The following is a 26664-nucleotide window of genomic DNA, read 5'->3' on the forward strand; positions in this document are numbered from 1 at the left end:
TTTGCCTGGTAACAGTAACACGGCTGGGCGGGACTTGATCAATCCTGTTTCTTTTCGCCCGACTTGGAGGATTCATCGGTTTTTCCCGGCTTGACGGTCTTGCCGGTTTTGTCGGACTTGTTCGCACCGTCGGCCTTGGCCTGGGCGTCCTCGGCCTGCTTCAGCGCGTCCTGGAGGTCCCGCTGGGCCTCGGCGTACGCGCCCCAGTCCGGGCCGGCCTTCTCCTTGAGGGCCTGCTGACCGGCGTCGAAGGCCTTCTGCGCGTCCTGGAGCGCCTTGCGGACCGTCGGGTCGGTGGGGCCCTGACCGGCGTCGCCGGTGCCGGACGGCGGGCTCGATCCCGCCACGCCGAAGACCTTGTCGAGCGCCTGGTCCAGGGTGTCCTCGAAGGCGGTCCTGCCTCCGTAGGTGACCAGAACCTTGCGCAGCAGCGGGTACTTCAGCGAACCGCCGCGGACGTAGACCGGCTCCGCGTACAGCAGTCCCCCGTCCAGGGGCACCGTCAGCAGGTTGCCGTACTCGACCTTGGAGTGGCCTCTGCTCAGCAGGCTGATCGTCTCCGCGATGGCCGACTCGGAGTTGAACTGGCTCTGGACCTGCTTGGGGCCGTCGACCGCCGTGCTCGTCGGCAGCTTCAGGATCCTGATCCTGCCGTAGTCGCCGGTGCGCGGGTCGGAGTCCACGGCCATGAACGCGCTCAGGTTGTCCCGGCCGTTGGGCGTGAACGTCGTCGTGAGCGAGAACGCCTGCGCCTTCTGGTCCGGCATCTTCATGCTCAGGTAGTACGGCGGGACCGCGCTGTGCGAGTCCTGGGTCGGGTCGTCCGGGACCTGCCAGACCTCGCTGCCGCTGAGGAAGGTGTCCGCGTCCGTCACGTGGTACCGGCTGAGCAGCTCACGCTGGACCTTGAAGAGGTCCTGCGGGTAGCGCAGGTGCGCCATGAGGTCCGCGGAGATGTCCGTGCGGGGCTGGACCGTGCCGGGGAAGGCCTTCATCCAGGTCTTCAGCACCGGGTCCTCGGTGTCCCACTGGTAGAGCCGGACCTCGCCGGTGTAGGCGTCGACGGTCGCCTTCACCGAGTTGCGGATGTAGTTGACCCGGTTCTGCTGGGCCACCACCGCGCGCGAGTTGTTGGTGGCGGTCAGCGAGTCGGCCGTGGTGTCGCCGAGGGTCGTACGGGAGGCGTACGGGTAGCCGTTCGTCGTGGTGTACGCGTCCACGATCCACTGGATGCGGTGGTCCACCACCGCCGGATAGGCGTCGCCGTCGATGGTCAGCCACGGGGCGACCGCCTCGACACGGTCCTTGGGCGTGCGGTTGTACAGGATCCGCGAGCCCTTGCCGATGGCTCCCGAGTAGAGGATCTGCGGCTCGTTGAACGCCACCGCGTACGCCGCGCGGTTGAGCGGGTTGCCCAGGTTGACCCCGCTCCTGCCCGTGTAGCGGGTGGTCTTCTCGCCGTCGTCGTCGGAGTAGTCGACCTCCTTCTGGGGGCCGCCGACGATCGAGTACGTGGTGGTCTTCTCGCCGTAGTAGATCTGCTGCTGGTAGCTGCCCAGATCGCCCTTGGACGGCAGGTTCTTCTCGATGAAGACCGGGCGGCCCTCGGAGTCGGCGGCGGTGCCCTTGGCGGCGACCACGCCGTAGCCGTGGGTGTAGCGGAAGTGGTCGTTGATCCAGTTGTTCTTCGGGACGCCGTCCAGGTCCAGCTCGCGCAGGCCGAGGACGGTGTCCTGGTCGGTGCCGTCCTTGGTGGAGTAGCGGTCCACGTCGAGGTTGGTCGGGAAGCCGTAGTAGTCCCGGATCTGCTGGCGCTGCTGGAACGTCGGGGAGACGACGTTGGGGTCCATGACGCGCAGGGCTGCCGTGTCGGCGACCTTTTCGCGCAGTGCACCGGTGTCCTTGGTGGCGGACTTTCCGGGGTACTCGCTGACCTTGGTGTGGTCGATGCCGTACGCCTCGCGGGTCGCCTTCAGGTTCTTCTGGACGTACGGGGCTTCCTTGGCCTGCTCGTTGGGCTGCACCTGGAACTTCTGGACGATGGCCGGGTACAGGCCGCCGATCAGGACGGCGGACAGGACCATGAGCCCGAAGCCGATGACGGGCAGCTGCCAGGTGCGCCGCCAGAGGGTGGCGAAGAACAGCAGCGCGCAGATGACGGCGATACAGAACAGGATCGTCTTGGCCGGCAGATAGGCGTTGGCGTCGACGTAGCGCAGGCCCGTCCAGTTGCCGGTGGTCTTGAAGTCGCTGGACTTGACCGCCAGGCCGTACCGGTCGAGCCAGTAGGCGACCGCCTTCAGCGCCACGAAGACGCCCAGGAGCACGGACAGGTGGCCGGTCGCGGCGGCGGTGGCGCGCGCGCCGGGGCTGGTGACGCGCAGCCCGCCGTACAGGTAGTGGGTGAGCGCGGCGGCGATCAGGCACAGGATCGTGGTGGCGAAGCCGAAGCCGAGCAGGAACCGGTACCAGGGCAGGTCGAAGGCGTAGAAGGACACGTCGAGACCGAACTGCGGGTCCTTCTGGTGGAAGGGCACGCCGTTGACCCACATCAGCCAGGTGCGCCACTGGCCGGCCGCCGAGGCGCCCGCGATCAGACCGACCAGGGAGGTCGCCGACAGCAGCAGCCACCTCTTGTAGGGGGCTATGGCCATGCGGTAGCGGTCCAGGCTCTGCTGCTCCATGGACATGGCGCTCAGCGGGGGCCGCAGCCGGTGCGCGAGCCAGATGTTGAGGCCCACGGCGAGGGCCATCAGCAGACCGAAGACGAAGAACAGCCCGATCTTGGTCGACAGCGTGGTGGTGAACACGGAGGAGTAGTGCACCGAGCGGTACCACAGCCAGTCCGTCCAGAACCCGGCGAACATGGTGAAGGCCATGCCCAGCGCGGCGAGGACGCCCAGGGTCACGATCAGGAACCGGGCGCGCCGGGACGGGCGGCCCGCTCTGGCCCGCGGTCCCGTCGGGCCTCCGCCGCGGTCCGGCATCTGGAAAGCCAAGGTGCGCCCCTCGAAGTCACTGTCGATCCGTCAGGGCGTCGTGTCCCCGGCACCCTGGTGGCCCCCCGTGATCGCAGGCCCACACCTATGCAACTTACTCACGGTTTGCTCGGTTCCCGATTCCGGCCGGGAACGAGGCAGGATTGTGACCATGTCCAACACTCCCATGGCAGCGAACCCGCTCACCCGGGCCGTACTCGAGATCGACGAGTACGTCTCCGGCCTCGGCTGGGACCAGCCCGCTCGCCTCTTCGCCCTTGTAGACACCGCACGGCTGCGGACCCAGGAACCCGCGCTCGCCGCGCAGCTCGGCCTGCAGGACGAGTCCGAGACCGCCGGTCTCACCCCCATCGAGCAGGACGAGATCCCGACGGGGACCCCGCTCGACAAGTTCCTCGGCACCATCGCCTGGCCGGACGCGGTGGTCGGCTGCGCCCTCACGGTCGAGCGTCTGATGCTGCCGCCGTCGGCCGAGGCCCAGGTCCCGCAGGGCCTGAGCGAGGCCAAGCTGACCAAGTGGGTGGCCGACCACCCCGAGCGCCAGGAGGTCCGCATGACGGTCGCGGTGCTGCGCGACGGCACCCGCGACTCGGCGGTCCGGCTGCGTGAGAAGGACTCCGCCACGGAGGTCCTGACCGGCCCGGACCTGGTGCCGGGCCTGGCGGAGGCCCTGGCGACGACCTTCGAGGACTGACCGGCGCTCCCCCGCGCACACGGATCAGGGGCGGCCCCTTCCCGGGGCCGCCCCTGTCGTCGTACGTATGTGCCGCGGATCCGCCGCGCACGTCCTGCCGATTACGCCGGTGCGGTCACGTCAGCTCTTGGACGTGCACTTCGGCAGGTCGGCCGTGCGGTGCGCGCGGATGTCCTTGAGGGCGGTCAGCGCGTCCCCGATGGTCTTGACCTTGACCAGGGTGAGGCCGGCCGGGGTGTCCTTGGCGGCGGCCGCGCAGTTGTCGGCGGGCGTCAGGAAGTACTGGGCGCCCTTGTCGCGCGCGCCGACGGTCTTCATGTCGATGCCGCCGATGGGGCCGACGGTGCCGTTGTCGTCGATGGTGCCGGTGCCGGCGACGAACTTGCCGCCGGTGAGGTCGCCGGGGGTGAGCTTGTCGTAGATGCCGAGCGCGAACATCAGGCCGGCGCTCGGGCCGCCGACGTCGGCGAGCTTGATGTCGACGGTGAACGGGAAGGTGTGGTCCGTCCCGGCGGAGATCCCGACGATGGCCCGCTTGGCGCCGGTGTCGTCGGAGGTCCGGGTGGTGATCGTGACCTTCCGGGTCGTGGTCGCCGGCTTGTGCTCCTTGTCGGCGGCGGCCTGGTCCTTGGCCGGGACGACGGTGAAGACGACCCGCTGACCGGGCTTGTGCCGGGTCACCAGCTTGGCCACGTCCGAGGGCTGCTTGACCGCGGCGCCGTCCACGGCCTTGATCACGTCACCCGCGTGCAGCCGGCCCTCGGCCGGGGAGCCCTTGACAACGGTGGAGACGATCACCCACGACTTCACCGGGATGCCCAGCTCCTTCAGGGCGGCGACCTTGGCGCTCTCCTGCGACTGGCTGAACTCCTCGGCGTTCTCCTGGGTGGACTGCTCCTCCGTCTTGCCGTCCGGGTAGAGCGTGTCGTGCGGCACGATCTTGCTGTCGCGCGACAGCCAGCCGTAGACGGCCTCCACCAGGTTCATCCGGAAGTCGGCGCTGGTGACCCGGACCGTGGTCATGTTCAGGTGGCCGCCGGCCGGGTAGGTCCGGCGTCCCGAGATCTGCAGCACCGGCTCGCCGTCGTGGTCCGCGAGCGTGTTCACCGTCGGCCCCGGAGACATCTCCGCGTAGGGCACGGGGATGAGAACTCCCGCACACAGGAGCGCGATCAGCATCAGGGTGGAGGCGAGCATCGTCGCGGTGCGGCGTGGCATGCCACGACAGTACGGGACGCCGCTGTCAGGGGGCCGTCAGGGCACCCGCGTCAGGTGCCGCGGGCACCCGGCGGGGACTTCTCCATGGCCTCGCGGAAACGTGCGTATCCGTCCAGTTCGGGCCCGTCGCCGCGCACCTTGCGGGTCCGGTTGGCCCAGCTTCCCCACAGTCCGGCCACGACCGCGGCCACAAACGGAATCAGCAACCAGGCGAGCGCCGCCATGCCGACCTCCCAACCCCATGCGCGTCCGCGACTTACTGATCAGCAGATTAACCATCCGCACCGACAACGCTCACGTGCGGGGGTCGGTTACGCAACCGGAGTCACGGATGAGCCGAACGGGGGGACACCGCGCAGGACGGCGCCGCGAAAGGCACCGCGGGAAGCGCCCCGGGTCAGCAGGCGCCGACCCACTCCTCGGTGCCGTCGGAGAACCTCTGGTGCTTCCATATGGGCACCTCGTGCTTGATGTCGTCCACCAGCTTCCGGCACGCCTCGAAGGCCTCGGCCCGGTGCGGGCAGGACACGGCGACGACGATCGCGAGGTCCCCGACCGCGAGCTCCCCCACCCGGTGCACGGCCGCCAGCGCCCGCACGGGGTGGTCGGCGGCGACCTTCTCGGCGACCCGCCGCATCTCCGCCTCGGCGCTGGGGTGGCAGGAGTACCCGAGGGCGTCCACGTCGGCACCCCCGTCGTGGTTGCGCACGGTCCCCACGAACAGGGAGACGCCGCCGGCCGCGTCGTCCCCGACGGCACGGAAGACCTCGTCCACGCAGAGCGGCGTGTCGCGGATGCCGATCAGCTTGACGGGATTCTGCGCCGCCTGCTCACCAGGATGATCGTTCACGGGTGCCATGCCTCCATGGTGCCAGGTGGGAGGCCCTCCTTCACGGCCGCGGAAGCCGCGTGCGGGGCCGGGGACGGCGGACCGTCACAGCAGACGCCTGGCCTTCCGGGCCCGCCGGACCACGGCCGCCGCACCCAGCAGGGCCACCGTCGCGCCCGCCGCGCCCGCCGCCGTCGCGTCCTTGCGGCCCAGCCGGCGGCCGGCGACCGTGTGGCGTCCGGACACCTCTTCCAGCAGCTCCGCGAGCACTTCCTCGTTGGTCCACCGCGGCCGCCACCCGGCGTCGTGCAGCCGGCTCCCGCTGACCACCCACGGGTACATCGTGTACGCGAGGTCCCCGGCCGGGGAGGGGGTGAGGCCGATCCGGTGCAGCCGGGCCGCGGCGCCGAGAGCGACCGCCGACGGCAGCTCCATCCGCCGGATCCCGCTCAGCTCCTCGACCTCCTCCTGCTCCAGCCAGCCGTCGCAGCCGACGGCGAGCTCGCCCTCGACCTTCTCCAGGACCGCGTACTCCAGGGCCCCGCAGAGGTCCTCGACGTGGCAGAACTGCCACGCGGGCCGCGACCCGGCGACCACCAGCAGCCGCGGCGACTCGAAGTACCGGGTCAGCGCCGTGTCCGTGCCGCCCACCAGGACGGCGGGGCGTACGACGGTGACGTTCAGGCCCGGATGCGCCCTCGGCGCGCGCCGGGCCAGCCGCTCGATCTCCAGCAGGTCCCCGACCCCGGTCGCCTCGGCGGTCGCCCGCAGCTCCGCGTCCTCCGACAGCGGCAGCTCGTTGTCCGGCAGCGCGCCGTACACCATCGCGGACGTGCAGAGCACCACCCGGTGCACGCCGGCCGCGGCGGCGGCCGTCAGCACGGTCTGGGTCCCCCGGACGTTGTAAGCCGTACGGGCCGCCGCGTCGCTGCCGAGGTCGAGGTCGAGCGCCAGGTGGACGACCACGTCCGCGCCCCGCAGCCGGTCCGCGATCGCCGGGTCGCGCACGTCGAGGATGTGCCACTGCGCGTCCGCGCACTCCCCTCGCCGCTCGTCGATCGCGACGACCTGTCTGATCTCCTCACAGGCGGCCAGCCGCTCGGTGAGCAGCGCTCCGATCCCGGTGGCCGCGCCGGTCACCGCGACGACGGGCCCGCGCACGGCGGAGGCGGTTGAGGGGTTTCGCGCTGCGCGAACCTGTGGATCTGGGGAACTCACCGGGCGTCTCCAGCGGTTGTCTTCAGTACGGGCGCGCGTGACGCGTACGTACCAGGTGCATCCATCCTGCCGCAGGCCTTCCGTGGGCGAAGCACCGAGGCCCGATCGGGTCGGGGTGTCTACGCTGGGTGGTGAAATCGGGCAGCCGCGCCGCCGGAGAGAAGCCGGTGGCCTTACCAGCCGAGGAATCCCGTGAGTGACACCCCATTCGGATTCGGCCTTCCGCCGGAGGAGCCGGACGACGGCGACGAGGGCAAGAAGAAGGACCAGCAGAGCGGCGGTGGGCAGGGACCGGGCAATCCGTTCGGTTTCGGTGGCCTGCCCGGCGCCGGAGGCTTCGGCGCCGGAGGCGCCGACAATCCGCTCGCGGCCATGTTCGGGTCCCTGAACCCCACCGACCTGGGCGCCGCGTTCCAGCAGCTGGGCCAGATGCTCTCGTACGAGGGCGGCCCGGTGAACTGGGACATGGCCAAGCAGATCGCCCGCCAGACGGTCGCCCAGGGCACCCCTGACGGCGTCAAGGACGCGAGCGTCGGCCCCGCCGAGCGCTCCGCGGTCGAGGAGGCCGTCCGCCTCGCCGACCTGTGGCTGGACGACGCCACGTCGCTGCCCTCGGGCTCCGGCTCCGCCGTCGCCTGGTCCCGCGCGGAGTGGGTCGAGGCGACCCTGCCCGCCTGGAAGGAACTGGTCGACCCGGTGGCCGAGCGCGTCGGCGCGGCCATGGGCGACGTCCTGCCGGAGGAGATGCAGGCCATGGCCGGCCCGCTGATCGGCATGATGCGCTCGATGGGCGGTGCCATGTTCGGCACCCAGATCGGGCAGGCCGTCGGCGTGCTCGCGGGCGAGGTCGTCGGCTCCACCGACATCGGCCTGCCGCTGGGTCCGGCCGGCCGGGCCGCGCTGCTCCCGGCCAACGTGGAGGCCTTCGGCAAGGACCTCGGCGTCCCGAAGGAGGAGGTGCGGCTCTACCTGGCCCTGCGCGAGGCCGCCCACCAGCGCCTCTTCGCGCACGTGCCGTGGCTGCGCTCGCACCTGTTCGGCGCGGTCGACGGCTACGCGCGCGGCATCAAGGTCGACACCGCGAAGCTGGAGGACGTGGTCGGCCAGTTCGACCCGCAGAACCCCGAGCAGCTGCAGGACGCACTCCAGCAGGGCATGTTCCAGCCGGAGGACACCCCGCAGCAGAAGGCCGCTCTGGCCCGTCTGGAGACCGCTCTGGCGCTCGTCGAGGGCTGGGTGGACGCGGTGGTCCACGCCGCCGCGAAGCCGCGTCTGACGTCCGCCGACGCCCTGCGCGAGACGCTGCGCCGGCGTCGGGCGACCGGTGGCCCGGCCGAGCAGACGTTCGCCACGCTCATCGGCCTGGAGCTGCGCCCGCGCCGGCTGCGCGACGCCTCCCGCCTGTGGGCCTCGCTCACGGACGCGCGCGGGGTCGACGGCCGGGACGGCCTGTGGGCCCACCCGGACATGCTGCCGACGGCGACCGACCTGGACGACCCGGACGGCTTCGTGCACCGTGAGCACATGGACTTCTCCGAGCTGGACAAGATGCTCGGCGAGGCCGCGGGCAAGCCCGACCTGCACAAGAAGACCGACGGCGGGACCGGCGAAGACACCGGCGCGACCGGCGGAGACAAGGACGACGACACCCAGTGAGCCTGTACGACGATGCGGTCCTCGTGCTGAAGACGTTCGAGGGCCAGGGTCAGGACGCGCTGCGTCAGGACTATCTGGACCATCTCGCCGCCCACGAGGACGGCATGTGGAAGGCCTGCGAGGCCGGTCACGTCACGGCGAGCGCGCTGGTGATCGACCCCGAGCACGGCCGGGTGCTGCTCACGCTGCACAAGAAGCTGAAGATGTGGCTCCAGATGGGCGGCCACTGCGAGCCGGGCGACACCTCCCTGACCGCGGCGGCCCTGCGTGAGGCGACCGAGGAGTCGGGCATCGAGGGGCTGACCCTGCTGCCCGGCGGCCCGGTGCGCCTGGACAAGCACCCGATCCCGGCCCCGTGCAACTGGCACTACGACGTCCAGTACGCGGTCCTGGCACCGCGCGGCGCCGAGCACGCGGTCAGCGACGAGTCGCTGGACGTGCGCTGGTTCCCCTACGACGAGGTGCCGGACGTGGCCGACGAGTCGGTCGTACGGCTCCTGGAGGCGACGCGCGCCCGGCTCTGACGGTGTGAGGGGTGACCGCCTGGGTGATCACCCGGATGGCCGCCCAGGCGGTCACCCCTCTCCCGCGGCTCAGCCCCAGACGTTGCCCTGGTTCATTCCGCGCGCCCCCTGCTGCCCCATGCCGAACTGGGCGGCGAGGCCCTGGCCGACCACGGCGTTCTGCGGCGGCAGCAGCTCACTGGGCTGGACGAGCGCGAAGCCCGAACCCATGAAGCTCAGCTCCCAGCCCTCACCGGTGCTGCCGCGCCGGCGCCACACTCCGGAGGAGTGCGTCTGGGCCTGCATCTGCACCCGCAGCGAGGTGGACCAGGCGACGATCGCGTCGGCGTCGCAGTTGACGTACCGGTCCGGTGTGACCTGCATGAGCAGCGGCGCCCCCGAGGTCATCAGGGCGACCTTGCCGCGCCCGGTGATGTTGAGCTGGTACTTCCCCGAGCCGGAGATGCCGTAGAGGCTGTCGACGGCGATGACCTCGTGGTGCAGCGAGGAGTCCATGGCGAGGACGTAGCTGCTGTCGACCGTCAGGCCGTCCTGCTCGACGTCCAGGACGTGCACGCGCTGGGCGAGGTTGGCGAGGTAGACGGTGCCCTGCCCGTGGCAGCGCATCAGGCTCAGGCCCTCACCGGTGTGGGCACGCGCGCGGCGCTGGTTGTTGCTCTGGTACTCGGCGTCGAACTCGACCATGCCCTGGTAGGCGACCATGGTGCCCTTGCGGGCGAGGATGTCGTCGTGACCGCCCAGGGTGACGCGGAGCATCTGCTCGTTCTGCAGGCTCCAGCGCTCCTGGGTCTGGGAGTCGTTGTGTGCGAAAAGCGGGCTCTGCATGGTGTTCCTGACTCCCCCTCAGCCCCGGATCCGGAGGCGGTCGGTGCTGTCCTCGCTGGGCTGAACGACGACGATCCCCTGGCCGGAGAAGGCCATCTGGTAGGCCTCGCCGCTGCCCCGTCCGATGAGCGACTGCGCCTTGAAGCTGCGCTTGCCCTTCACCTTCAGGTTCGGGGACCAGGCGACGAGCGCGTCCGGGTCCACGTACGTCTCGTCCTCGCCGCCGCCGCAGTCGACGACGATCGGCTTGCCCCGGGAGGTCAGCGCGACCCAGCCCTGGCCGGAGATCCTGGTGTTCCACAGGCCCTGCCCGGCGAACTTCGCCAGCCCCTTCACCCGCTCGACGCCCCAGGTCAGATGGGCGTCGAAGGCGAGCAGGTTGGTGGCGTTGACGGAGATGCCGTCGCCATTCAGGTTGATCACGACGACGTCGGCGCCGTAGTCGGCGAGGTAGAGCAGACCGTCGCCGGAGCACTTCATCAGCGGGGCGCCCTCGCCGGTGGCCCAGTCACGGGCGATCTGGCGGACGGCCGGCGGATTCGGCTCGTACTGGATGAAGCCTTCGTAGGCGACCATCGAGCCCACGCGTGCGAGGAGGTCGTGGCCGGTCTGCATGGCGACCTTCAGCATGTGGCTGCCGTGGTTCTCCATGCGGGCGGTGACGGGTGCGGGCGCGAAGCCCGCGAGCGGCTGGTTCATGACGGGCTCCCTCAGACCTCGTAGGGCTGGACGACGACGAAGTTGCCGGGTGCGCCCCGGAACTGGAGGTTGACGCTCTCCCCCGTGTCGCCCGGGTAGGCGTTGCGGCGCATCCGCACCTGGCTGGAGACGATCACCTGGGAGGCCGCCGACCAGGCGACCACCGCGTTGCAGTCGGCGAAGGTGGTCGGCGTCACGGGCAGGACGACGGGCGTGCCGTGCGTCTTGACGACGATGGTGCCGGTGCCCTGGAACTGCATCGTGAACAGCGCGCCGCCGGGGATGCCGTGGCCCTCGATCCGGCGGACCTCGTACTGGAGGCTCTCGTCGAAGGCGAGGACGTTCTCGGCGGAGACGCAGATCGCGTCGCCCTGGAGTTCGACGGGGTGCAGATGGGCGGCGTTGTCGGCGAGGAACACCTGGCCCTGGCCGGTGCAGCGCATCAGCTGCATCTCCTGGCCGGTGGCGTTGCCGGTGATCCGTCCCGCGAACCCGGCGCCCTTGTAGGAGAAGTCGACCTTGCCCTGGTAGAGCACCATGCTGCCCTGCCGGGCCAGCACCGGCCGGCCGCCGGCACCGAGGTCGACACGGATCAGCTTGCTGTTCTGCTGCGTCCAGCGCTGCCCGGTCGGCGTCTCCTTGAACATCTGGAGCGCGGCCGACACTCCGGCGCCGCCCTGCGGGGCGCCCTGCGGCATGCCGTAGGGGGTGGTCTGCGGTCCGGGGACCTGGCCGTAGGGGCTCTGCGGGGCCTGCCCCGGCGGCTGCCCGTACCCGGGGGGCAGGGGCGCGCCCGGCGTGCCGCCGTGCGGCGGCTGTCCGTAGGGCGCGGGCGCCGGTGCGGGCGGCGGGACCACGCCGGTGCCCGGCGGGGTGAGGGGGGCGACGAGCGTCTGCGCCGCGTGCACGTCCGGCGCGGGCCCCGCGGACGGGGGCTGGACGGCACCGGGCGGCGCGAACGGCTGCGGCGCGGGGGCCGGGACCGGCGCGGGGGCGGCCGGGGCGGCGAACGCGGGCGGGGCGAAGCCCGGGGCGGCGCCGGCCTGCGGCTGCTGCGGGACGGCGGGCGCGGGCGCCTCCTCCTCCAGCACCTCGCCGCCGAAGTTCTTCAGCAGCGCGTCGAGGCCGCCGTCGAAGCCCTGTCCCACCGCGGCGAACCGCCACACGTCCTTCAGGTAGAAGTCGCCGAGCATCACGGCCCGTTCGGTGGAGAACTCCGAGCCGTCGAAGGAGTACCGCGCGACTTCCTCGCCGCCCGCCACGATGCGCACATAGCCGGGATCGGCCTGCGACATCTGGCCGGCGCCGTCGATGGTCGCCGTGAAGGACAGCTTGTGGATGTGGGCCGGGATCTGGTCCAGCGTGACCCGGAAAGACTCCGTGTCACCGGCCTGGGCGCCCAGCAGCTGGACGGACTCCTCCGGCGACTTCGGCTGGTTGAAGAAGACGAAGTACCGGTCGTCCGAGAGACGCTCGTCGGCGTCCAGACCGAAGCAGCTGATGTCGAAGGTCAGTCCGGGGGCGGAGATCCGTACGCCCACGTACAGATCCGTACCCGCCGTCAGATCACTGATCCTGGCCTTGTGGCCTCGTTGGAATTCCCTGGCCATACGTGACGACCGTCCCCCGTCCCGAAGATGAGTGCGTCGCGCCAGGCTAACCGCAAACCCTGACAACGGGCGTAGTCGGTACAGACCCGGTACACAACCGCACCCGGGACCGCGCACGGGGGCGGGGTGGGCCCGTGCGCGGACGGTTCACTCGTCGCGTGCGCCCGGCAGGTGCGGCAGCCGCGCGGCGGCCACCACTCCCTCCAGGTAGCCGCGGGCCCGCTCGGTGCGCGGGTAGGACTCCAGCAGCCGCCAGAAGTCGGGGCCGTGTCCCGGCACCAGCAGATGGGCCAGCTCGTGGCAGAGCACGTAGTCGATGACGTACTCCGGCATCCCCTGGAGCCGGTGCGAGAGCCGGATGCTGCCCTCGGCCGGAGTGCACGAACCCCAGCGGGTGTTCTGGTTGGTGACCCAGCGCACGGAGGCCGGGCGGGCACGCCCGGCGAAGTACTGGGCCGACAGCCGCTCGGCGCGCTCGGTCAGCTCGCGGTCGCCCGGGACCTTCCTGCTCTCCTGGGCGGCGAGCTTGTCGAGCATGACGGTCACCCAGCGCTGCTCCTCCGCCGCGGACATGCGGGCGGGGATCAGTACGACGGTGCGATCGCCCTCGCGGTACGCGGAGACGGTCCGGCGGCGCCGGGCGCTCCTGCGGACCTCGATCGCGCTCGCCCCCGAGCCGCCCGGCGGCTGGCTCGTCGTGCTGCGCTGTGACATTCCGGCGCTGTGCGGTGGGTCGGCGGGCACGGCCCCGACGTTACCCGCTGCGCGGGGGAGAAGTCCCGGCCCCGGGACGGATCGCCACCGATCCCCCACCGCGCGCCGCATTCGTAGGACCGGTATGCCCGGCCGAAGCGGTCGGCCGGCGCGCCGGGTTGGCGGGTGCGGCAGGCGCGAGCGCTCCGGCCGGCCCATGAGGCTCGGACCATTCATGTGACGATCGTCTCGGGCCTGTGGACAACGCCCGGCACGGGCCGGCCGGGTACGGGCAAGCTGGCATCCACCGGCGGAGCACGACCGGCTCCACCGGACATTCGTGAGCGGACACGCGCGAGCGGACACGCACGAGCCCGACGTCCACGACGAACACGGTGGCCTGTCATGCATCCGATGGTGAAGCCGGCGCTGCGGCCCGGCTGGCGCGACCTCAACACCGTGCAGTTCGGTATGACTCCGGCGCACGCGATGACGCTGGGCCCGGTGGACACGGCCACGGGCAGTTTCCTGGAACTGCTCAACGGCACCCGCGGACTGCCGCTGCTGCGCGAGGAGGGGCGCCGCATGGATCTCCGGGACGGCGATGTCGACGCCCTCGTCCGGCGGCTCGCCGGCGCGGGACTGCTCGACGACGCGCGGGGCGGCGGACCGGCCGCGGACGCGCTGCGGGAGAGGAAGGACATGCTGGAGCGGCTGCGTCCCGATCTCGCCTCCCTGTCGCTCACCACGCCCGAGCCGGGCGGCGCGCTCGGCCGGCTGGCCGCCCGGCGCGCCCTCCGGGTCCAGGTGCGGGGCGCCGGGCGGGTCGGCGCCCTGCTCGCCGCGGTGCTGTCCGGCGCCGGGGTCGGCGAGGTCGACGTGCGGGACGTGGGCCGCGTGGAACCCTGGGACGTCGCCCCCGGCGGACTGCCCGCCGAGTCGGTCGGCGAGCGCCGGGACGAGGCGGCACGGGCGGTGGTCCGCCGCGCGGCCCCGGACCGTCCGCCGCGCCGGGCGCCCGCCTCCCGGCGGACCGCGCCCGGTCCCGCTCCGGTGGCACCCTCCGGCACGGACGGTCCCGGCCTGTCACTGGTGGTGCTGGCCCCGCGGGACGATGTCGCCGTGCACGCGCCGGACCCCTTCACCGCCGCGCCGCTGATGGCCTCCGGCACGCCCCACCTCTACGCCGGGGTCGTGGAGGGCACGGGGATCGCCGGCCCGCTGGTCCTGCCCGGGGAGACGAGCTGCGCGCGCTGTCTGCACGAGCACCGCACGGACCGGGATCCGGCGTGGCCCCGGCTGGTCGCCCAGTGGCGTTCCGGCCGGGCCCGCCGGGTGGGCGCGTGCGATCTGGCCCTGGCCACGGCGGTCGCGGGCCTCGCCGCGGCACATGCCCTCGCCTTCCTCGACGGGATGTCCTCGTCCGGCGCGGGTACTCGGTGGGAGACGTCTCTACCCGCTCTGACCTGGCGTTCCCGCCTCGTCCGGCCGCATCCGGCCTGCGACTGCGGTGCGCTCGGCGAAGGACCGGAGAAAGGAAAGAGGGAGCACTCCTCAACCAACGGGGGCTCGCGCGCGACAATGGCGGTGCAACGGCCGTCGACGGAGCGACGACGCAAGGCAGGCGCGCCGCGGCCGACTGGGACCTGGAGGGCGCATGTCTGATCTTCCCCGGAAGGCGGTCACCCGTACCGCCAAGCTCGCCGCGCTTCCGCTCGGCATCGCAGGGCGGGCGACATGGGGACTGGGCAAGCGGATCGTGGGTGAGTCCGCGGAGATCGTCAGCCGCGAGCTGCAACAGCGCACCGCCGAACAGTTGTTCAAAATTCTGGGCGAGCTGAAGGGCGGGGCGATGAAGTTCGGGCAGGCCCTGTCCGTCTTCGAGTCCGCCCTCCCCGAGGAGGTCGCCGGCCCCTACCGCGCGGCGCTGACCAAGCTCCAGGACGCGGCGCCCCCGATGCCCACCCGCACGGTGCACGGGGTGCTGGAGGACCGGATGGGGGCGGACTGGCGGGAGCTGTTCCTGGAATTCGAGGACAAGCCGGCGGCGGCCGCCTCGATCGGACAGGTGCACCGGGCGGTGTGGCACGACGGCCGCGAGGTGGCGGTGAAGGTGCAGTACCCGGGCGCGGGCGAGGCGCTGCTGTCCGACCTGGGGCAGCTCAGCCGCTTCGCGCGCCTGCTGGGTCCGCTGATCCCTGGCATGGACATCAAGCCACTGATCAACGAGCTCAGGGACCGGGTCTCCGAGGAACTGGACTACGCGCTGGAGGCGCAGGCCCAGGCGGCGCACGCGGCGGAGTTCTCGGGCGACCCGGACGTGGTGGTCCCGGGAGTGGTCCACCAGTGCGACCAGGTCCTGGTGACCGAGTGGATCGACGGGATCCCCATGTCGGAGGTGATCTCCGACGGCACCCCGGAGCAGCGCGACCGGGCCGGTCAGCTGCTGGCCCGCTTCCTGTTCTCCGGCCCGGCCCGCACCGGTCTGCTGCACGCCGATCCGCATCCGGGAAACTTCCGGCTGCTGCCCGGCGGCCCGGACGGCGACGAGGACTGGCGGCTCGGCGTCATGGACTTCGGCACCGTCGACCGGCTCTCCGGCGGGCTGCCCGAGCCGATCGGTGTCTCGCTGCGCGTGACGCTGGACGGGGACGCCCAGGCGGTCTACGAACTTCTGTGCGCGGAGGGGTTCGTGAAGGATTCCATCGAGCTCGACCCCGACGCGGTCCTCGACTATCTGATGCCGATCATCGAGCCGGCCCGGGTCGACACGTTCACCTTCACCCGCTCGTGGATGCGCAACCAGGCCGCTCGCGTCGCCGACCCGCGCTCCCCCGCCTACCAGCTCGGCAAGCGGCTGAACCTGCCGCCCGCCTACCTGTTGATACACCGCGTGACCCTGAGCACGATCGGGGTGCTGTGCCAGCTGGGTGCCACGGTCCGGCTGCGGGAGGAGCTGGAGGAGTGGCTGCCGGGCTTCGTCCTCGAAGACGAGATGGCGGAGGAACCGGCGGAAGAAGTGGCGGAAGACGTGACGGAGGAACTCGCGGAGGAGGTTCCCGCGGCGGAGGCGTGAGCCCGCCGGGCCGTCCGGTCCCGCCCGGGGGCGGTCTCCCCGCCCCGACAGGGCGGGGCGAACAGCCCGCGGGGGCCGGTCCGTTCGGCCGGACCGGCCCCCGCGGGGAAGGTTTCGCCTCCCCGGTCGGGGAGGCCACCGCCTCAGGTGTGCGAGCGGTTACTGCATGACGGCCATGGCGAGCGCACGGCGGGCGCGCATCGAGGCGCGCTCCGCACGGCGCTGCATCCGCCGGGCGGTGGCCAGGCGCACGGCCCGGCGCTCCTGCTCGGCGTCATGCAGGCGCTCGTGCATATGCGCACGGGCCAGGGCTTCTGGGATGAGTTGCATCTCTCGGGTCCTGTTCTTCTGACGCGAACCGTTCGCGCCGCTGTTGCTGATGTCTGGAGTCGCGGAGCCGGCGGGCTCGCTGGCGGACGGCTTCATCGGGGCCTGCTTCTTGGGGTCGTGCGTGAGGGGGCGGTCGATCGTTCCTGCGGTGTTCATGCCGTGACCGGGTTCTTGCGCGGGCGGCCGCGCGGCCGCTTCCGGGCGACGACGACACCCTGGACGAACAGCTCGCCACCCCAGACGCCCCAGGGCTCGCGTCGCTCCTTGGCGCCGGCGAGGCAGGCCTCGACGAGCGGGCAGGTGCGGCAGAGAGACTTGGCGTACTCGACGTCGGCCGGCGACTCGGCGAAGAAGACCTCCGGGTCGTAGGAACGGCAGGGGACGGGCACGCCGAGGTTCTCGATGGCGTCGTCGAGCGCGGTGAGCGCGGTGAGGGGGATCAAGGCGGGGTCCTCCGTGAGACCGGGCGGGGGGAGCGTTTGTGAAGGCGGTACGGACGGGGCGTGCGCTTCGAGTTGCACGGGGTGTTTTCCTCGTCTGGTCGTTCCGGCCTGTTGACCGGGTGTCGGCTGGTACCGGGTTCTTTCCTTGTCCCGAGGCCCCTTCGTCCTGTTGTCCACGGGTGGCGGACAAACAGAAGGGCCGCGGATCCCGGATGGGGTTCCGCGGCCCTGAAGGCGCCGGCCTGATCGACTGTCAGGCTGGATTGCTCCAGGGTTCTGGCCCACGGAAGGCCCACATCTGGTGGTGCTGCGTCGTCTGCTTCCGGAATCCGGCACCGGCCGCCGCAAAGGCATAGGCGTGTGCCTGTGCCTCTACCGCTTCCAGTGCCTTGGTCGGTCGCTCATTGCGCTCACGGACGGGAAGATCCGCGAAAGACAGGGAGGGGGCCGGACGGCCGGCACGGATGCCGGACAGACCGGTGCCCTGAATGGGGGCGCCGAGCATGCACAGGGAGACGGTCGAGCGATCGGTCAGTTTGGCGTTGCTGATGGAGCTGGCGTTGATGCTGATCACTGGACTCGCCTCCTCTCGGCGTCTTGGGGGACCGGTGCGAACCAGTCCGTACGGATACGCAAGTACAACACGGAATCAGGGCCTCCGAGAAGGCCGCTGTTCTCGTGCCTAGAACCTATGGGGATTGCCGGGGCATGCGCAAACTATTTTTTCGACGAGTTCGCATCAGTCCTCCGCGTCCTCTCCACCGGCTTCCCGGCCTGCGCAGATGGCAAGAACATCGGCTCCGTAGCGCTGCAGCTTACGGCTGAGGACACCCGGGATCCGGGAGAGTTCGGCCGCGTTGTCCGGCCGGGTCTCGGCGATGGCCATGAGGGTCCGGTCGGTGAAGACACAGAAGTCGGGCTGTCCGCTCTGCCCGGCCTGCACATGCCGCCACTCGCGCAGCCGCTCGTACAGGCCCTCGTCCATGTCGGAGGGGCAGTCCTCGCAGCGCATCAGCTTCATCTCGCCCGCGTCGGTGAGGCTGCGGCCGCACACCCGGCAGCGCGCGGGGGTGCGCTGGGCGCGCCGGGGAACCGGCCGGAGATCACCCGGGACGCCTCGCTCGACGCCTCCGGCGGCGGCGGATCCGGTGCGGCCGACGGTGGCGGTGGAGCCGGGGCGCAGTCCGTCGAGGAAGCGGCTGGGCCGGCGCCCGGCGCGGCCTCCGGGCGAGCGGGACAGCGACCAGGAGAGGTGGAGCACCTCTCTGGCGCGGGTGACGCCGACGTAGAGCAGCCGGCGCTCCTCCTCGATCTGCTCGTCCGTCCTGGCGTACGTGATCGGCATCATGCCCTCCGCGACGCCGACCAGGAAGACGACGTCCCACTCCAGGCCCTTGGCGGCGTGCAGGGAGGCGAGGGTGACGCCCTGGACGGTGGGCGCGTGCTGGGCGCCGGCCCGCTCGTCGAGCTCCGCGACGAAGTCGCCGAGGGTGGCCCGGGGGTGGGCGGCGGCCAGGTCGTGGGCGAGGTTGACCAGGGCGGCCAGCGACTCCCAGCGCTCCCGGACGGCGCCGGAACCGGCGGGCGGCTCACCGGTCCAGCCCTCGCCGGACAGGACCGCGCGGACCTGCGAGGGCAGGTCGACGGCGTCGTCCAGCAGGGAGTCGTTCCCGCCGAAGCGGGCCGCGCCGCGCAGGGCGACGCCCGCCTTGCGGACCTCGGGGCGGTCGAAGAAGCGCTCGGCGCCGCGCAGCTGGTAGGGGACCCCGGCGTCGGCGAGGGCCTGCTCGTACGTCTCGGACTGCGCGTTCGTGCGGTACAGGACGGCGATCTCGGCGGCCGGGGTGCCGGCGGCGATCAGCTCGCGGATGCGGCGGGCGGCGCCCTCGGCCTCGGCGGGTTCGTCGGTGTACTCGGTGTAGCGGGGCTCGGGGCCCTGGGCGCGCTGGGAGACCAGTTCCAGCCGGTGGTCGGCGGCGCGGCCACTGGCCTGGGCGAGCAGACCGTTGGCGAGACGCACGACCTGGGGGGTGGAGCGGTAGTCGCGGACGAGCTTGACGACGGTGGCGCCGGGGTGGCGGACCCGGAAGTCGAGGAGGTGGTCGGGGGTCGCGCCGGTGAAGGAGTAGATCGTCTGGCTGGCGTCGCCGACGACGCACAGGCTGTCGCGGTCGCCGAGCCACAGGTCCAGCAGCCGCTGCTGGAGCGGGCTGACGTCCTGGTACTCGTCGACGACGAAGTGCTGGTACTGGGCGCGGACCTGCTCGGCGATGTCGTGCCGGTCCTGGAGGACGGCGACGGTCAGCAGCAGGACGTCCTCGAAGTCGATGACCGCCCGGTCGCGCTTGAGGTCCTCGTAGGCGGCGTAGACGTGGGCGATCTCCGCGGGGTCGCGCGGGGTCTCGCGGCCCGCCTTCGCGGCCGCGTACGGGTAGTCGCCGGGGACCGTCTGGGTGACCTTGGACCATTCGATCTCGGCGGTGACGTCCCGCAGCTCGCCCCGGTCGAGGCGGAGCTTGCAGGCGACGGCGGCGTCGGCGACGAGCTGGATCTTGCGGTCGATGAGGCGGGGCATGCCGCCACCGATGGCTTTCGGCCAGAAGTACTGGAGCTGGCGCAGCGCGGCGGAGTGGAAGGTGCGGGCCTGTACGCCCTGGGCGCCGAGCTGGCGGAGCCGGCCGCGCATCTCTCCGGCGGCCCGGTTGGTGAAGGTGACGGCGAGCACGCTGGAGGGCGGGAGGATGCCCGCGCGCACCCCGTAGGCGATGCGGTGGGTGATGGCGCGGGTCTTGCCCGTACCGGCTCCGGCCAGCACGCACACCGGTCCGTGCAGGGCGGTGGCCACCTCGCGCTGCTCGGGGTCGAGCCCTTCGAGCACCGCGTCGGCCGTCTCCGGTGCCTGCGGGAAGAGAGGGGAGTGCGTTGCTGCTGTCACATGGCCATGCTGCCAGGTCGTCCGGGGCTGTCGCGTCGGTTGTCCACAGGCGGGCGGTCGCGGTCGTATCAATGCGGCGGGTGTCACAGCGGTCGGTGCGGCAGGAGTCGCAGCGGCGTGCGGCGGCCGTCACACCCGGTGCGCGTCCGGTGCCCGGTGCCGCCGCGGGGCCCCGGACACCCGGGGCGGGAATGCCTGCCCGTCCGCCCGTGTTTGCCCTCGGGAGACCATCACCGAGCTGTCTGAGGAGCGCGAGAGACATGCAGGGCACTGTGACGATGTACAGCACGACTTGGTGCGGTTACTGCCGCCGGCTGAAGAGCCAGCTGGAGCGCGAGGGGATCGCCTACACCGAGATCAACATCGAGCAGGACCCGGAGTCCGCCGCTTTCGTGGAGAAGGCGAATGGCGGAAACCAGACGGTCCCGACCGTGCTCTTCACCGACGGTTCCACGCTGACGAACCCGTCGCTGGCCCAGGTGAAGCAGAAGCTGGCCGCGTAGGTTCTCCGTGGGACGGATTCCGTCCCACGGGGATAAAGACGGAAAAGGCGTCTCCCGAGGTGTTCGACAGCCTCGGGAAACGCCTTTTTCTATGCCGTGGCGTCCTACATGAAGCCCCGGGTCGGCAGCGGCTTGCCGTACCACATCTCGATCAGCCGGGCGGCGATGGAGATGCCGTAGGGCGGCAGGACCTCGCCGGACTCGAAGGCGGCGTGCAGGTCCTCGCGGGAGAACCAGCGGGCCTCGTGGATCTCGTCGCCGTCGACGTCGATGTCGGTGGAGGTGGCCCGGGCCATGAAGCCCAGCATGAGGCTGGACGGGAAGGGCCAGGGCTGGCTGGCCACGTACTCGACGTGGCCGACGGTGATGCCGGCCTCCTCGAAGACCTCGCGCCGCACGGACTGCTCGATGGACTCGCCGGGCTCGACGAAGCCGGCGAGCGTGGAGAAGCGGCCCTCGGGCCAGTGGACCTGGCGGCCGAGCAGGATGCGGTCCTCGTCGTCGGTGACCGCCATGATCACCGCGGGGTCGGTGCGCGGGTAGTGCTCGGCCCCGCAGGCGGGGCAGCGGCGGATGTGCCCGGCGGCGGCGATGACCGTGCGCTCGCCGCAGCGGGAGCAGAAGCGGTGGGTGCGCTGCCAGTTCTCCAGGCCGACCGCGTGCACCATGAGACCGGCGTCACGCGGGGAGAGCAGCAGTCCCGCCTCCCGGAGTCCCGCGGGGCGGGCGGACTGGTCCATGCGGCCCGGCAGGGCGTCCTTCTGGAGCGCGAAGTAGCTGACGCCGTCCTCGTCGTTGCCGAGGAAGTAGCGGTGCGCCTCGGTGAGCGGCGCCTCGAAGGACGGGGTCATGACGAGTTCGGTCCGGCCGTCGGACGTCTCGTCGATGAGTACCTGGCCGCCGGAGACCACGAAGCAGCGAGTGGAGGGGTGGCTCCACGCCGCCGCGAGCCAGGCCTCGTCGAGCCGGTGGTGGGCGGCGCGGTCGATGCCGCTCGGGGCGGTCAGCGAGATGGGACGGTCGGCGGTGTGGTCGGTCCAGGTGGTCACGGGTGCTTCCAACTCCCCCAGTGGAACGGTTCGTTTCGGCGGACGGTGAGGCAGGGCATAGGGCGGGAGGCACCGGTTCGGGCGCGGTCGCGGCGTACAGGACGGTTCTTCCAGTGTGCCCCGTCCGCGGCGCGGTTCCGTACGGCGCCGCCGGTCAGGGGGTGCGGAGCCAGTTCTCGGCGAGGTCGCTCCACAGGTAGGCACTGGTCTCGACGCCCTTGAGGAGGAGGTCGAGCTCGACCTTCTCGTTCGGCGCGTGCCATCCGTCGGAGGGGACGGAGATGCCCAGGAAGAGGACGGGGGCGCCGAGGACCTCCTGGAGGTCGGCGGCGGGTCCCGAGCCGCCCTCGCGGGTGAACCGTACGGGCCCCTGGAAGGCCCGGCCCATGGCGCGGGCCACGGACCGGAGCGCCGGGTGGTCGAGCGGCGTCAGGCACGGGCGTGTGGCGGCGCCGAAGTCGATCTCGAGGCGGATGCCGGCGGGCACCTGCCGCTCGGCCCAGGCGCGTACGGCCTTCTCGACGTGGTCGGGGTCCTGGCCCGCGACGAGCCGGAAGGAGAGCTTCACCAGGGCGGAGGAGGGGATGATCGTCTTGCTGCCGGCGCCCTGGTAGCCACCGCCGATGCCGTTGACCTCGGCGGTCGGGCGGGCCCAGACACGCTCCAGGGTGGTGTGTCCGGCCTCGCCGTGGGTGGCCCGCGAGTGGGCGGTCGCAAGCCACCGCTCCTCGTCGAAGGGCAGCTCGGCGAAGAGCTCGCGTTCGCGCTCGGTCAGCTCGGTGACGCCGTCGTAGAAGCCGGGGACGGCCACGCGCGCGTGTTCGTCGTGCAGGGCCGCCACCAGGCGGGCGACGGCGGTGGCCGGGTTGGGCACGGCGCCGCCGAAGGAACCGGAGTGGATGTCCTGGCCGGGGCCGTACAGCCGGATCTCGCACTCGGCGAGGCCGCGCATGCCGGTGCAGACGGTGGGGGTGTCCTCGGCCCACATGCCGGTGTCGGAGACGACCACGGCGTCGGCGGCGAGCCGGCCGGCGTGCTCCTCGACGAGGGCGCGGAAGTGCGGCGAGCCGGACTCCTCCTCGCCCTCGATCAGCAGCTTGAGGTTGACCGCGGGGGCGGTACGGCCGGTGGCGGCGAGGTGGGCGCGGACGCCGAGGGTGTGGAAGAACACCTGGCCCTTGTCGTCGGCGGCACCGCGCGCGTAGAGGCGGTTCCCGCGGACGACGGGCTCGAAGGGGTCACTGTCCCAGCCGTCCTCGCGGGCGGCGGGCTGGACGTCGTGGTGGCCGTAGACGAGGACGGTGGGCGCCTCGGGGTCGCCGGAGGGCCATTCGGCGAAGACGGCCGGCGCTCCCGGGGTCGGCCAGACCTCGACGACGGGGAAGCCGGTCTCCTGGAGCTTGGCGGCGAGCCAGTCGGCGCTGCGCCGTACATCGGGTGCGTGCTCGGGCTGGGCCGACACGGAGGGGATGCGCAGCCAGGCGGCGAGGTCGTCCAGGAAGGCGGCGCGGTGGTGCTCGATGTACGTGCGGACGGCACTGTCCGGGGTCTGGCTCATGCCCACGAGCCTATCGGCCCGCGGCGTCCGCCCCGGCGGGCGGTTCGTCACACACCGGCGGACGGTTCGTATCGTTTCGTCCGCCTTCGAGCAGTCTTTCCAGCGCGGCCCGGCCGGGCAGGTCCCTGGGCCGTACGACCTCGCCGGTGCGCACGTACACGAAGGCGGTCGCGACCGACTCGGGCGGGATGCCCTGCTGTTCCGCCCAGGCCAGCCGGTAGACGGCGAGCTGGAGCGGATCGGCCGTCCGGGTGCGGCTGGTCTTCCAGTCGACGATCTCGTACGTGGCCCGCTCGCCGTCGCCGTACCGGTAGACGGCGTCGATCCGGCCGCGCACCACCCGGCCGCCCAGGGAGAGCTGGAAGGGCGCCTCGACGCGGTACGGGGTGCGGTGGGCGTACTCGGTGCGCTCGAAGGCCTCCTTGAGGGCTTCGAGGTCGCGTTCGTCGGCGATCTCGGCGTCGCTGCCGGGCAGCTCGTCCGGTTCGAGCATGGGCAGGGTCAGTTCCTCGAAGCGGGATTCGACCCACGCGTGAAACCGGGTGCCTCGGCGTGCGGCGGGTTGCGGGGGGCGCGGCATGGGGCGCGCGAGTTCCTGCGCGAGCCCGTCCGGGTCCTCGGCGAGGCGCATCACCTGGGTGGCGGTGAGGGTCACGGGCAGGACCACGTCCGTGACGGCCCTGCGGGCGCGCAGCAGCTCTCCGGCGAGGGCGTCGAGGTCACGGTCCCAGGAGGCGACGGCACGCGCCTCCTCGGGCGTGAGGGAGGTTCCGGGCGCGGCGGCCTGGTGGGGGACGGTGGGGCGCCGGACCGGGCTGTCCCCGGCGGACGGGTAGCCGCCGTCGCGCGGAGCGTCGCCGTACGGGGTCCCGTCGTACGGGGTCCCGTCGTACAGGTCGCCGTGCTGGTCGCTGTACGGGTCGCCGTAGGGGTCCGCGTCGCCGCCCTCGTAGGGGTCCTCGTGGGAGTCCGCGCCCATGTCCTCGTACGGGTCCGTGTCAGGGTCCGTGTACGAGTCCTCGTACGGGTCCTCGTACGGGTCCTCTTCGGGGGGTGTGGGCCAGTCGGGGTCGTCGGACGTGCCGGGGTCGTGCGCGGCCGGGGGGCCGTCCTGGCCGGCGGAGAGGCCCGCCAGATGACGCAGGACGGTGTCGGCGGCGTCGCGGCGGCGCTTCAGGGCCGCCTCGTCGAGGGGCAGCGGCCACACCTGGTCGTCGGCGGCCGCGCGCAGGGCCGGGTTCTCCTCGTCCTCGGCGGGTTCGTCCGCCCAGGCCTCGATCTCGCCGTACCCCGCGGCGCAGTGGCCGTACAGGGCCTGGAGGAAGTCGGAGGGGCCGCGCGGCTTCTTCTGGGTGGGCCCCCACCAGTGGCCGGAGGCGAGGAGGAGGGAGCGCGGGCGGGTGAAGGTGACGTAGCCGAGGCGGAGCTCCTCGGTGTGCTGGTGCTCCTTCATGGCCTCGTGGAAGGCCTTCATGCCGCGGGAGTCCCAGGAGCCCGCGTCGGGCAGCGTGTCGGTGTCGCCGCGCAGGGCGTGCGGGAGCACCTTGGCCTGCGCGGTCCACTTCTCGCGCCCCTGGGCGCTGGGGAAGGTGCCGGTGACCAGCCCGGGGACGGCCACGATGTCCCACTCCAGGCCCTTGGACCGGTGCGCGGTGAGGACCTTCACGGTGTTCTCGCCGCCGGGCAGGGCGTTGTCGAGGCCCTTCTCGTACTGGGCCGCGGTGCGCAGGAAGCCGAGGAAGGCGAGCAGCGTGGCCTCGCCGTCGCCCGCGGCGAAGGACGCGGCGACGTCCAGGAAGTTGGACAGGGTCTCGCGGCGGCGGGCGGCCAGGGCGTGCGGGGAGGCCGACAGCTCGACCTCCAGGCCGGTGACGGCGAGGACGCGGTGCAGGACGTCCATGAGCGGGTCGGACAGGGAGCGGCGCAGGTCGCGCAGTTCGGCGGCGAGGCGGGCGAAGCGCACGCGCGCGTCGGGCGAGAACGGCAGCCCGTCGCTGTGGCCGCCCTCCGCCGCGGGCGTCTCCAGGAACGTGTCCAGGGCGTCCGCCAGCGATATCACCTCGGACGGGTCGACGCCCTCGACCGCCTCGGCGAGCCTGCGGTCGGGGTCGTCGCCGGCGTCCACGCGCGCGTGGCGTACGAGGAGACGGGCGCGGCGGCCGAGGAGGGCGAGGTCGCGGGGGCCGATCCGCCAGCGGGGGCCGCTCAGCAGGCGGACCAGGGAGGCGTTGGCCCCGGGGTCCTGGAGCACCTCGCAGACGGCGACGAGGTCGGCGATCTCGGGCAGGTGCAGCAGCCCGGAGAGGCCCACGACCTCCACGGGGACGTCCCGCTCGACGAGGGCGCCCTGGATCTCGGCGAAGTCGGTGGCCGTACGGCACAGGACGGCGATCTCCGCGGGTGCCGTGCCGGTGCGCACGAGGTGGGCGACGGAGTCGGCGAGCCAGCCGATCTCCTCGGCGTGGGTGGGCAGCAGGGCGCAGCGGACCAGCCCGTCGAGTTCGGCGCCGGGGGCCGGGCGCAGGGCCTCCACCCCCTCGTGCATGGCGCGCAGGGGCGCGGCCAGGCCGTTGGCGAGGTCCAGCAGGCGGCCGCCGCTGCGGCGGTTCTCGCTGAGGGCCTGGCGGGTGGCGGGGCTGCCGTCGGCGCGCGGGAAGTGCTCGGGGAAGTCGTCGAGGTTGGCGACGGAGGCGCCGCGCCAGCCGTAGATGGCCTGGCAGGGGTCGCCGACGGCGGTCACCGGGTGGCCGGTGCCCTCGCCGAAGAGTCCCGCCAGCAGGACGCGCTGGGCGACGGAGGTGTCCTGGTACTCGTCCAGGAGGACGACGCGGAACTCCTCGCGCAGCAGGCGTCCCACCTCGGGGACGCGGGCGAGGCGGACGGACAGGGCGATCTGGTCGCCGAAGTCGAGCAGGTCGCGCTCCCGCTTGGCGGTCCGGTAGCGCTGGACGAGGCGGGTCAGTTCACGGCGGGCGGCGGCGGTCTCGGGAACCTTGCGCAGATCGGCGTTGGTGAGCTTGACGCCTTCGAGGGTGTGCAGCAGTTCCGCGTCCCAGCCGCGCAGCTCCTCGGGGTCCACGAGGTGTTCGGAGAGCTCGGAGTCGAGGGCGAGCAGGTCGCTCACGAGGTCGGCGAAGGAGCGGGTGAGCGCCGGGTAGGCGCCGGGGGCCTCGCGCAGCACGCGTGCGGCGAGCTGGAAGCGGGTGGCGTCGGCCAGCAGCCGGGAGGTGGGCTCCAGGCCGATGCGCAGGCCGTGGTCGGTGAGCAGCCGGCCGGCGAAGGCGTGGTACGTCGAGATGACCGGTTCGCCGGGCGGGTCGTCCGGGTCGATGGCGTCGGGGTCGGTGACGCCGGCCCTGACCAGGGCCTTGCGGACGCGTTCGGCGAGTTCGCCGGCGGCCTTGTTGGTGAAGGTCAGGCCGAGGACCTGCTCGGGGGCGACCTGTCCGGTGCCGACCAGCCAGACCACGCGGGCGGCCATCACGGTGGTCTTGCCCGAACCGGCTCCGGCCACGATCACCTGCGGGGCGGGCGGCGCGGTGATGCAGGCCGTCTGCTCCGGGGTGAACGGGATCCCGAGGAGCTCCTTGAGCTGCTCGGGGTCGGTGATGCGTGCGGACATGTCGTCAGAGGCTAGCGGCGGGCACCGACAATCGCGGACGGAACGGCCCGACGGGACGGAAGAAGCGCAGGTCAGCGCGTCCGGTGGTGCCGTACGTCACTCCGGCGCCGGCCGGGCGGGCAGCGCTGTGGGCGGGGGCGGGGGCCCGGGTGCGGGAGGCGTGCGCCGGTGCCCGGCGCGCCG

General features: G+C 72.1%; 22 protein-coding genes. 6 read left to right on the forward strand and 16 right to left on the reverse strand.

From position 1 onward, the window contains the following. Positions 1 to 38: 38 nt before the first annotated feature. The gene (locus tag ACIPRD_RS02355; RefSeq protein ID WP_401560010.1) at positions 39 to 2987 is read right to left on the reverse strand and encodes a UPF0182 family protein; all 2949 of its coding nucleotides are present in this window, start codon (positions 2985 to 2987) and stop codon (positions 39 to 41) included. Between the two features lie 163 nt (positions 2988 to 3150). Here ACIPRD_RS02355 and ACIPRD_RS02360 point away from each other — a divergent pair, with 163 nt between their 5' ends. After that, complete coding sequence (locus tag ACIPRD_RS02360; protein WP_356405631.1) at positions 3151 to 3693, forward strand: PPA1309 family protein; 543 nt, start codon at positions 3151 to 3153, stop codon at positions 3691 to 3693. Between the two features lie 120 nt (positions 3694 to 3813). Here ACIPRD_RS02360 and ACIPRD_RS02365 read toward each other — a convergent pair whose 3' ends face one another. The 4 genes from ACIPRD_RS02365 to ACIPRD_RS02380 all read right to left on the reverse strand — a co-directional run bounded on the left by ACIPRD_RS02365 (position 3814) and on the right by ACIPRD_RS02380 (position 6958). Beyond that, positions 3814 to 4911 carry a PDZ domain-containing protein gene (locus ACIPRD_RS02365; protein ID WP_356405633.1) on the reverse strand — a complete coding sequence of 366 codons (1098 nt, stop codon included), beginning with the start codon at positions 4909 to 4911 and terminating at the stop codon, positions 3814 to 3816. A 50-nt stretch (positions 4912 to 4961) separates the two neighbouring features. Then, entirely contained in the window at positions 4962 to 5135 is a 174-nt protein-coding gene (locus tag ACIPRD_RS02370; RefSeq protein WP_356405635.1) for a hypothetical protein, read from the reverse strand. Positions 5136 to 5308: 173 nt separating this feature from the next. Continuing rightward, positions 5309 to 5770 carry a molybdenum cofactor biosynthesis protein MoaE gene (locus tag ACIPRD_RS02375; RefSeq protein WP_401559218.1) on the reverse strand — a complete coding sequence of 154 codons (462 nt, stop codon included), beginning with the start codon at positions 5768 to 5770 and terminating at the stop codon, positions 5309 to 5311. A gap of 75 nt (positions 5771 to 5845) precedes the next feature. Further along, positions 5846 to 6958, reverse strand: coding sequence for an SDR family oxidoreductase (locus tag ACIPRD_RS02380; protein ID WP_356405639.1), 1113 nt, complete (start codon positions 6956 to 6958; stop codon positions 5846 to 5848). Between the two features lie 192 nt (positions 6959 to 7150). Here ACIPRD_RS02380 and ACIPRD_RS02385 point away from each other — a divergent pair, with 192 nt between their 5' ends. Beyond that, on the forward strand, positions 7151 to 8614 hold the full coding sequence (locus ACIPRD_RS02385) for a zinc-dependent metalloprotease (RefSeq protein ID WP_356405641.1): 1464 nt from the start codon (positions 7151 to 7153) through the stop codon (positions 8612 to 8614). Beyond that, positions 8611 to 9138 (forward strand): NUDIX hydrolase, encoded by a 528-nt coding sequence (locus ACIPRD_RS02390; protein ID WP_401559222.1) that lies wholly within the window; start codon positions 8611 to 8613, stop codon positions 9136 to 9138. Before ACIPRD_RS02385 ends, ACIPRD_RS02390 begins: the two co-directional genes overlap by 4 nt. Positions 9139 to 9207: 69 nt before the next feature. Here ACIPRD_RS02390 and ACIPRD_RS02395 read toward each other — a convergent pair whose 3' ends face one another. The 4 genes from ACIPRD_RS02395 to ACIPRD_RS02410 all read right to left on the reverse strand — a co-directional run bounded on the left by ACIPRD_RS02395 (position 9208) and on the right by ACIPRD_RS02410 (position 13016). Continuing rightward, positions 9208 to 9963: an AIM24 family protein gene (locus ACIPRD_RS02395; protein WP_356405645.1), complete on the reverse strand. Its 756-nt coding sequence runs from the start codon at positions 9961 to 9963 to the stop codon at positions 9208 to 9210. Positions 9964 to 9981: 18 nt separating this feature from the next. Further along, entirely contained in the window at positions 9982 to 10662 is a 681-nt protein-coding gene (locus tag ACIPRD_RS02400) for an AIM24 family protein (protein ID WP_356405647.1), read from the reverse strand. A gap of 11 nt (positions 10663 to 10673) precedes the next feature. Then, entirely contained in the window at positions 10674 to 12272 is a 1599-nt protein-coding gene (locus ACIPRD_RS02405) for a TerD family protein (protein WP_401559225.1), read from the reverse strand. A 147-nt stretch (positions 12273 to 12419) separates the two neighbouring features. Beyond that, a complete protein-coding gene (locus tag ACIPRD_RS02410) occupies positions 12420 to 13016 on the reverse strand; it encodes a M48 family metallopeptidase (RefSeq protein WP_356405651.1) in 597 nt (198 codons plus the stop codon). Between the two features lie 354 nt (positions 13017 to 13370). On the opposite strand from ACIPRD_RS02410, the gene ACIPRD_RS02415 reads away from it, so the two are divergent. Both ACIPRD_RS02415 and ACIPRD_RS02420 read left to right on the forward strand, forming a co-directional pair. After that, positions 13371 to 14630, forward strand: a complete 1260-nt coding sequence (locus ACIPRD_RS02415) for a ThiF family adenylyltransferase (protein ID WP_401559228.1) — start codon at positions 13371 to 13373, stop codon at positions 14628 to 14630. Continuing rightward, entirely contained in the window at positions 14623 to 16041 is a 1419-nt protein-coding gene (locus ACIPRD_RS02420; RefSeq protein WP_401559231.1) for an ABC1 kinase family protein, read from the forward strand. The genes ACIPRD_RS02415 and ACIPRD_RS02420 overlap by 8 nt, the downstream gene beginning before the upstream one ends. 159 nt (positions 16042 to 16200) lie before the next feature. On the opposite strand, the gene ACIPRD_RS02425 is transcribed toward ACIPRD_RS02420, so the two are convergent. The 4 genes from ACIPRD_RS02425 to ACIPRD_RS02440 form a co-directional block, all read right to left on the reverse strand. Next, entirely contained in the window at positions 16201 to 16527 is a 327-nt protein-coding gene (locus ACIPRD_RS02425) for a hypothetical protein (RefSeq protein WP_356405657.1), read from the reverse strand. Further along, on the reverse strand, positions 16524 to 16892 hold the full coding sequence (locus ACIPRD_RS02430; RefSeq protein WP_356405659.1) for a WhiB family transcriptional regulator: 369 nt from the start codon (positions 16890 to 16892) through the stop codon (positions 16524 to 16526). Before ACIPRD_RS02430 ends, ACIPRD_RS02425 begins: the two co-directional genes overlap by 4 nt. Positions 16893 to 17067: 175 nt before the next feature. Beyond that, the gene (locus ACIPRD_RS02435) at positions 17068 to 17388 is read right to left on the reverse strand and encodes a hypothetical protein (protein ID WP_356405661.1); all 321 of its coding nucleotides are present in this window, start codon (positions 17386 to 17388) and stop codon (positions 17068 to 17070) included. A 165-nt stretch (positions 17389 to 17553) separates the two neighbouring features. Then, on the reverse strand, positions 17554 to 19749 hold the full coding sequence (locus ACIPRD_RS02440; protein WP_401559235.1) for an ATP-dependent DNA helicase UvrD2: 2196 nt from the start codon (positions 19747 to 19749) through the stop codon (positions 17554 to 17556). 260 nt (positions 19750 to 20009) lie between these two features. On the opposite strand from ACIPRD_RS02440, the gene ACIPRD_RS02445 reads away from it, so the two are divergent. Beyond that, on the forward strand, positions 20010 to 20252 hold the full coding sequence (locus tag ACIPRD_RS02445; protein ID WP_356405664.1) for a mycoredoxin: 243 nt from the start codon (positions 20010 to 20012) through the stop codon (positions 20250 to 20252). A 104-nt stretch (positions 20253 to 20356) separates the two neighbouring features. On the opposite strand, the gene nudC is transcribed toward ACIPRD_RS02445, so the two are convergent. From nudC to ACIPRD_RS02460, 3 genes are all read right to left on the reverse strand, one after another. Further along, positions 20357 to 21301 (reverse strand): NAD(+) diphosphatase, encoded by a 945-nt coding sequence (nudC, locus tag ACIPRD_RS02450; protein WP_356405666.1) that lies wholly within the window; start codon positions 21299 to 21301, stop codon positions 20357 to 20359. A gap of 154 nt (positions 21302 to 21455) precedes the next feature. After that, positions 21456 to 22859 carry a dipeptidase gene (locus tag ACIPRD_RS02455; RefSeq protein ID WP_401559238.1) on the reverse strand — a complete coding sequence of 468 codons (1404 nt, stop codon included), beginning with the start codon at positions 22857 to 22859 and terminating at the stop codon, positions 21456 to 21458. Between the two features lie 10 nt (positions 22860 to 22869). Further along, entirely contained in the window at positions 22870 to 26481 is a 3612-nt protein-coding gene (locus ACIPRD_RS02460) for a UvrD-helicase domain-containing protein (RefSeq protein ID WP_401559241.1), read from the reverse strand. Positions 26482 to 26664 lie beyond the last annotated feature (183 nt).

It is taken from the genome of Streptomyces sp. NPDC090108, assembly GCF_044747185.1.
Lineage (GTDB): Bacteria > Actinomycetota > Actinomycetes > Streptomycetales > Streptomycetaceae > Streptomyces.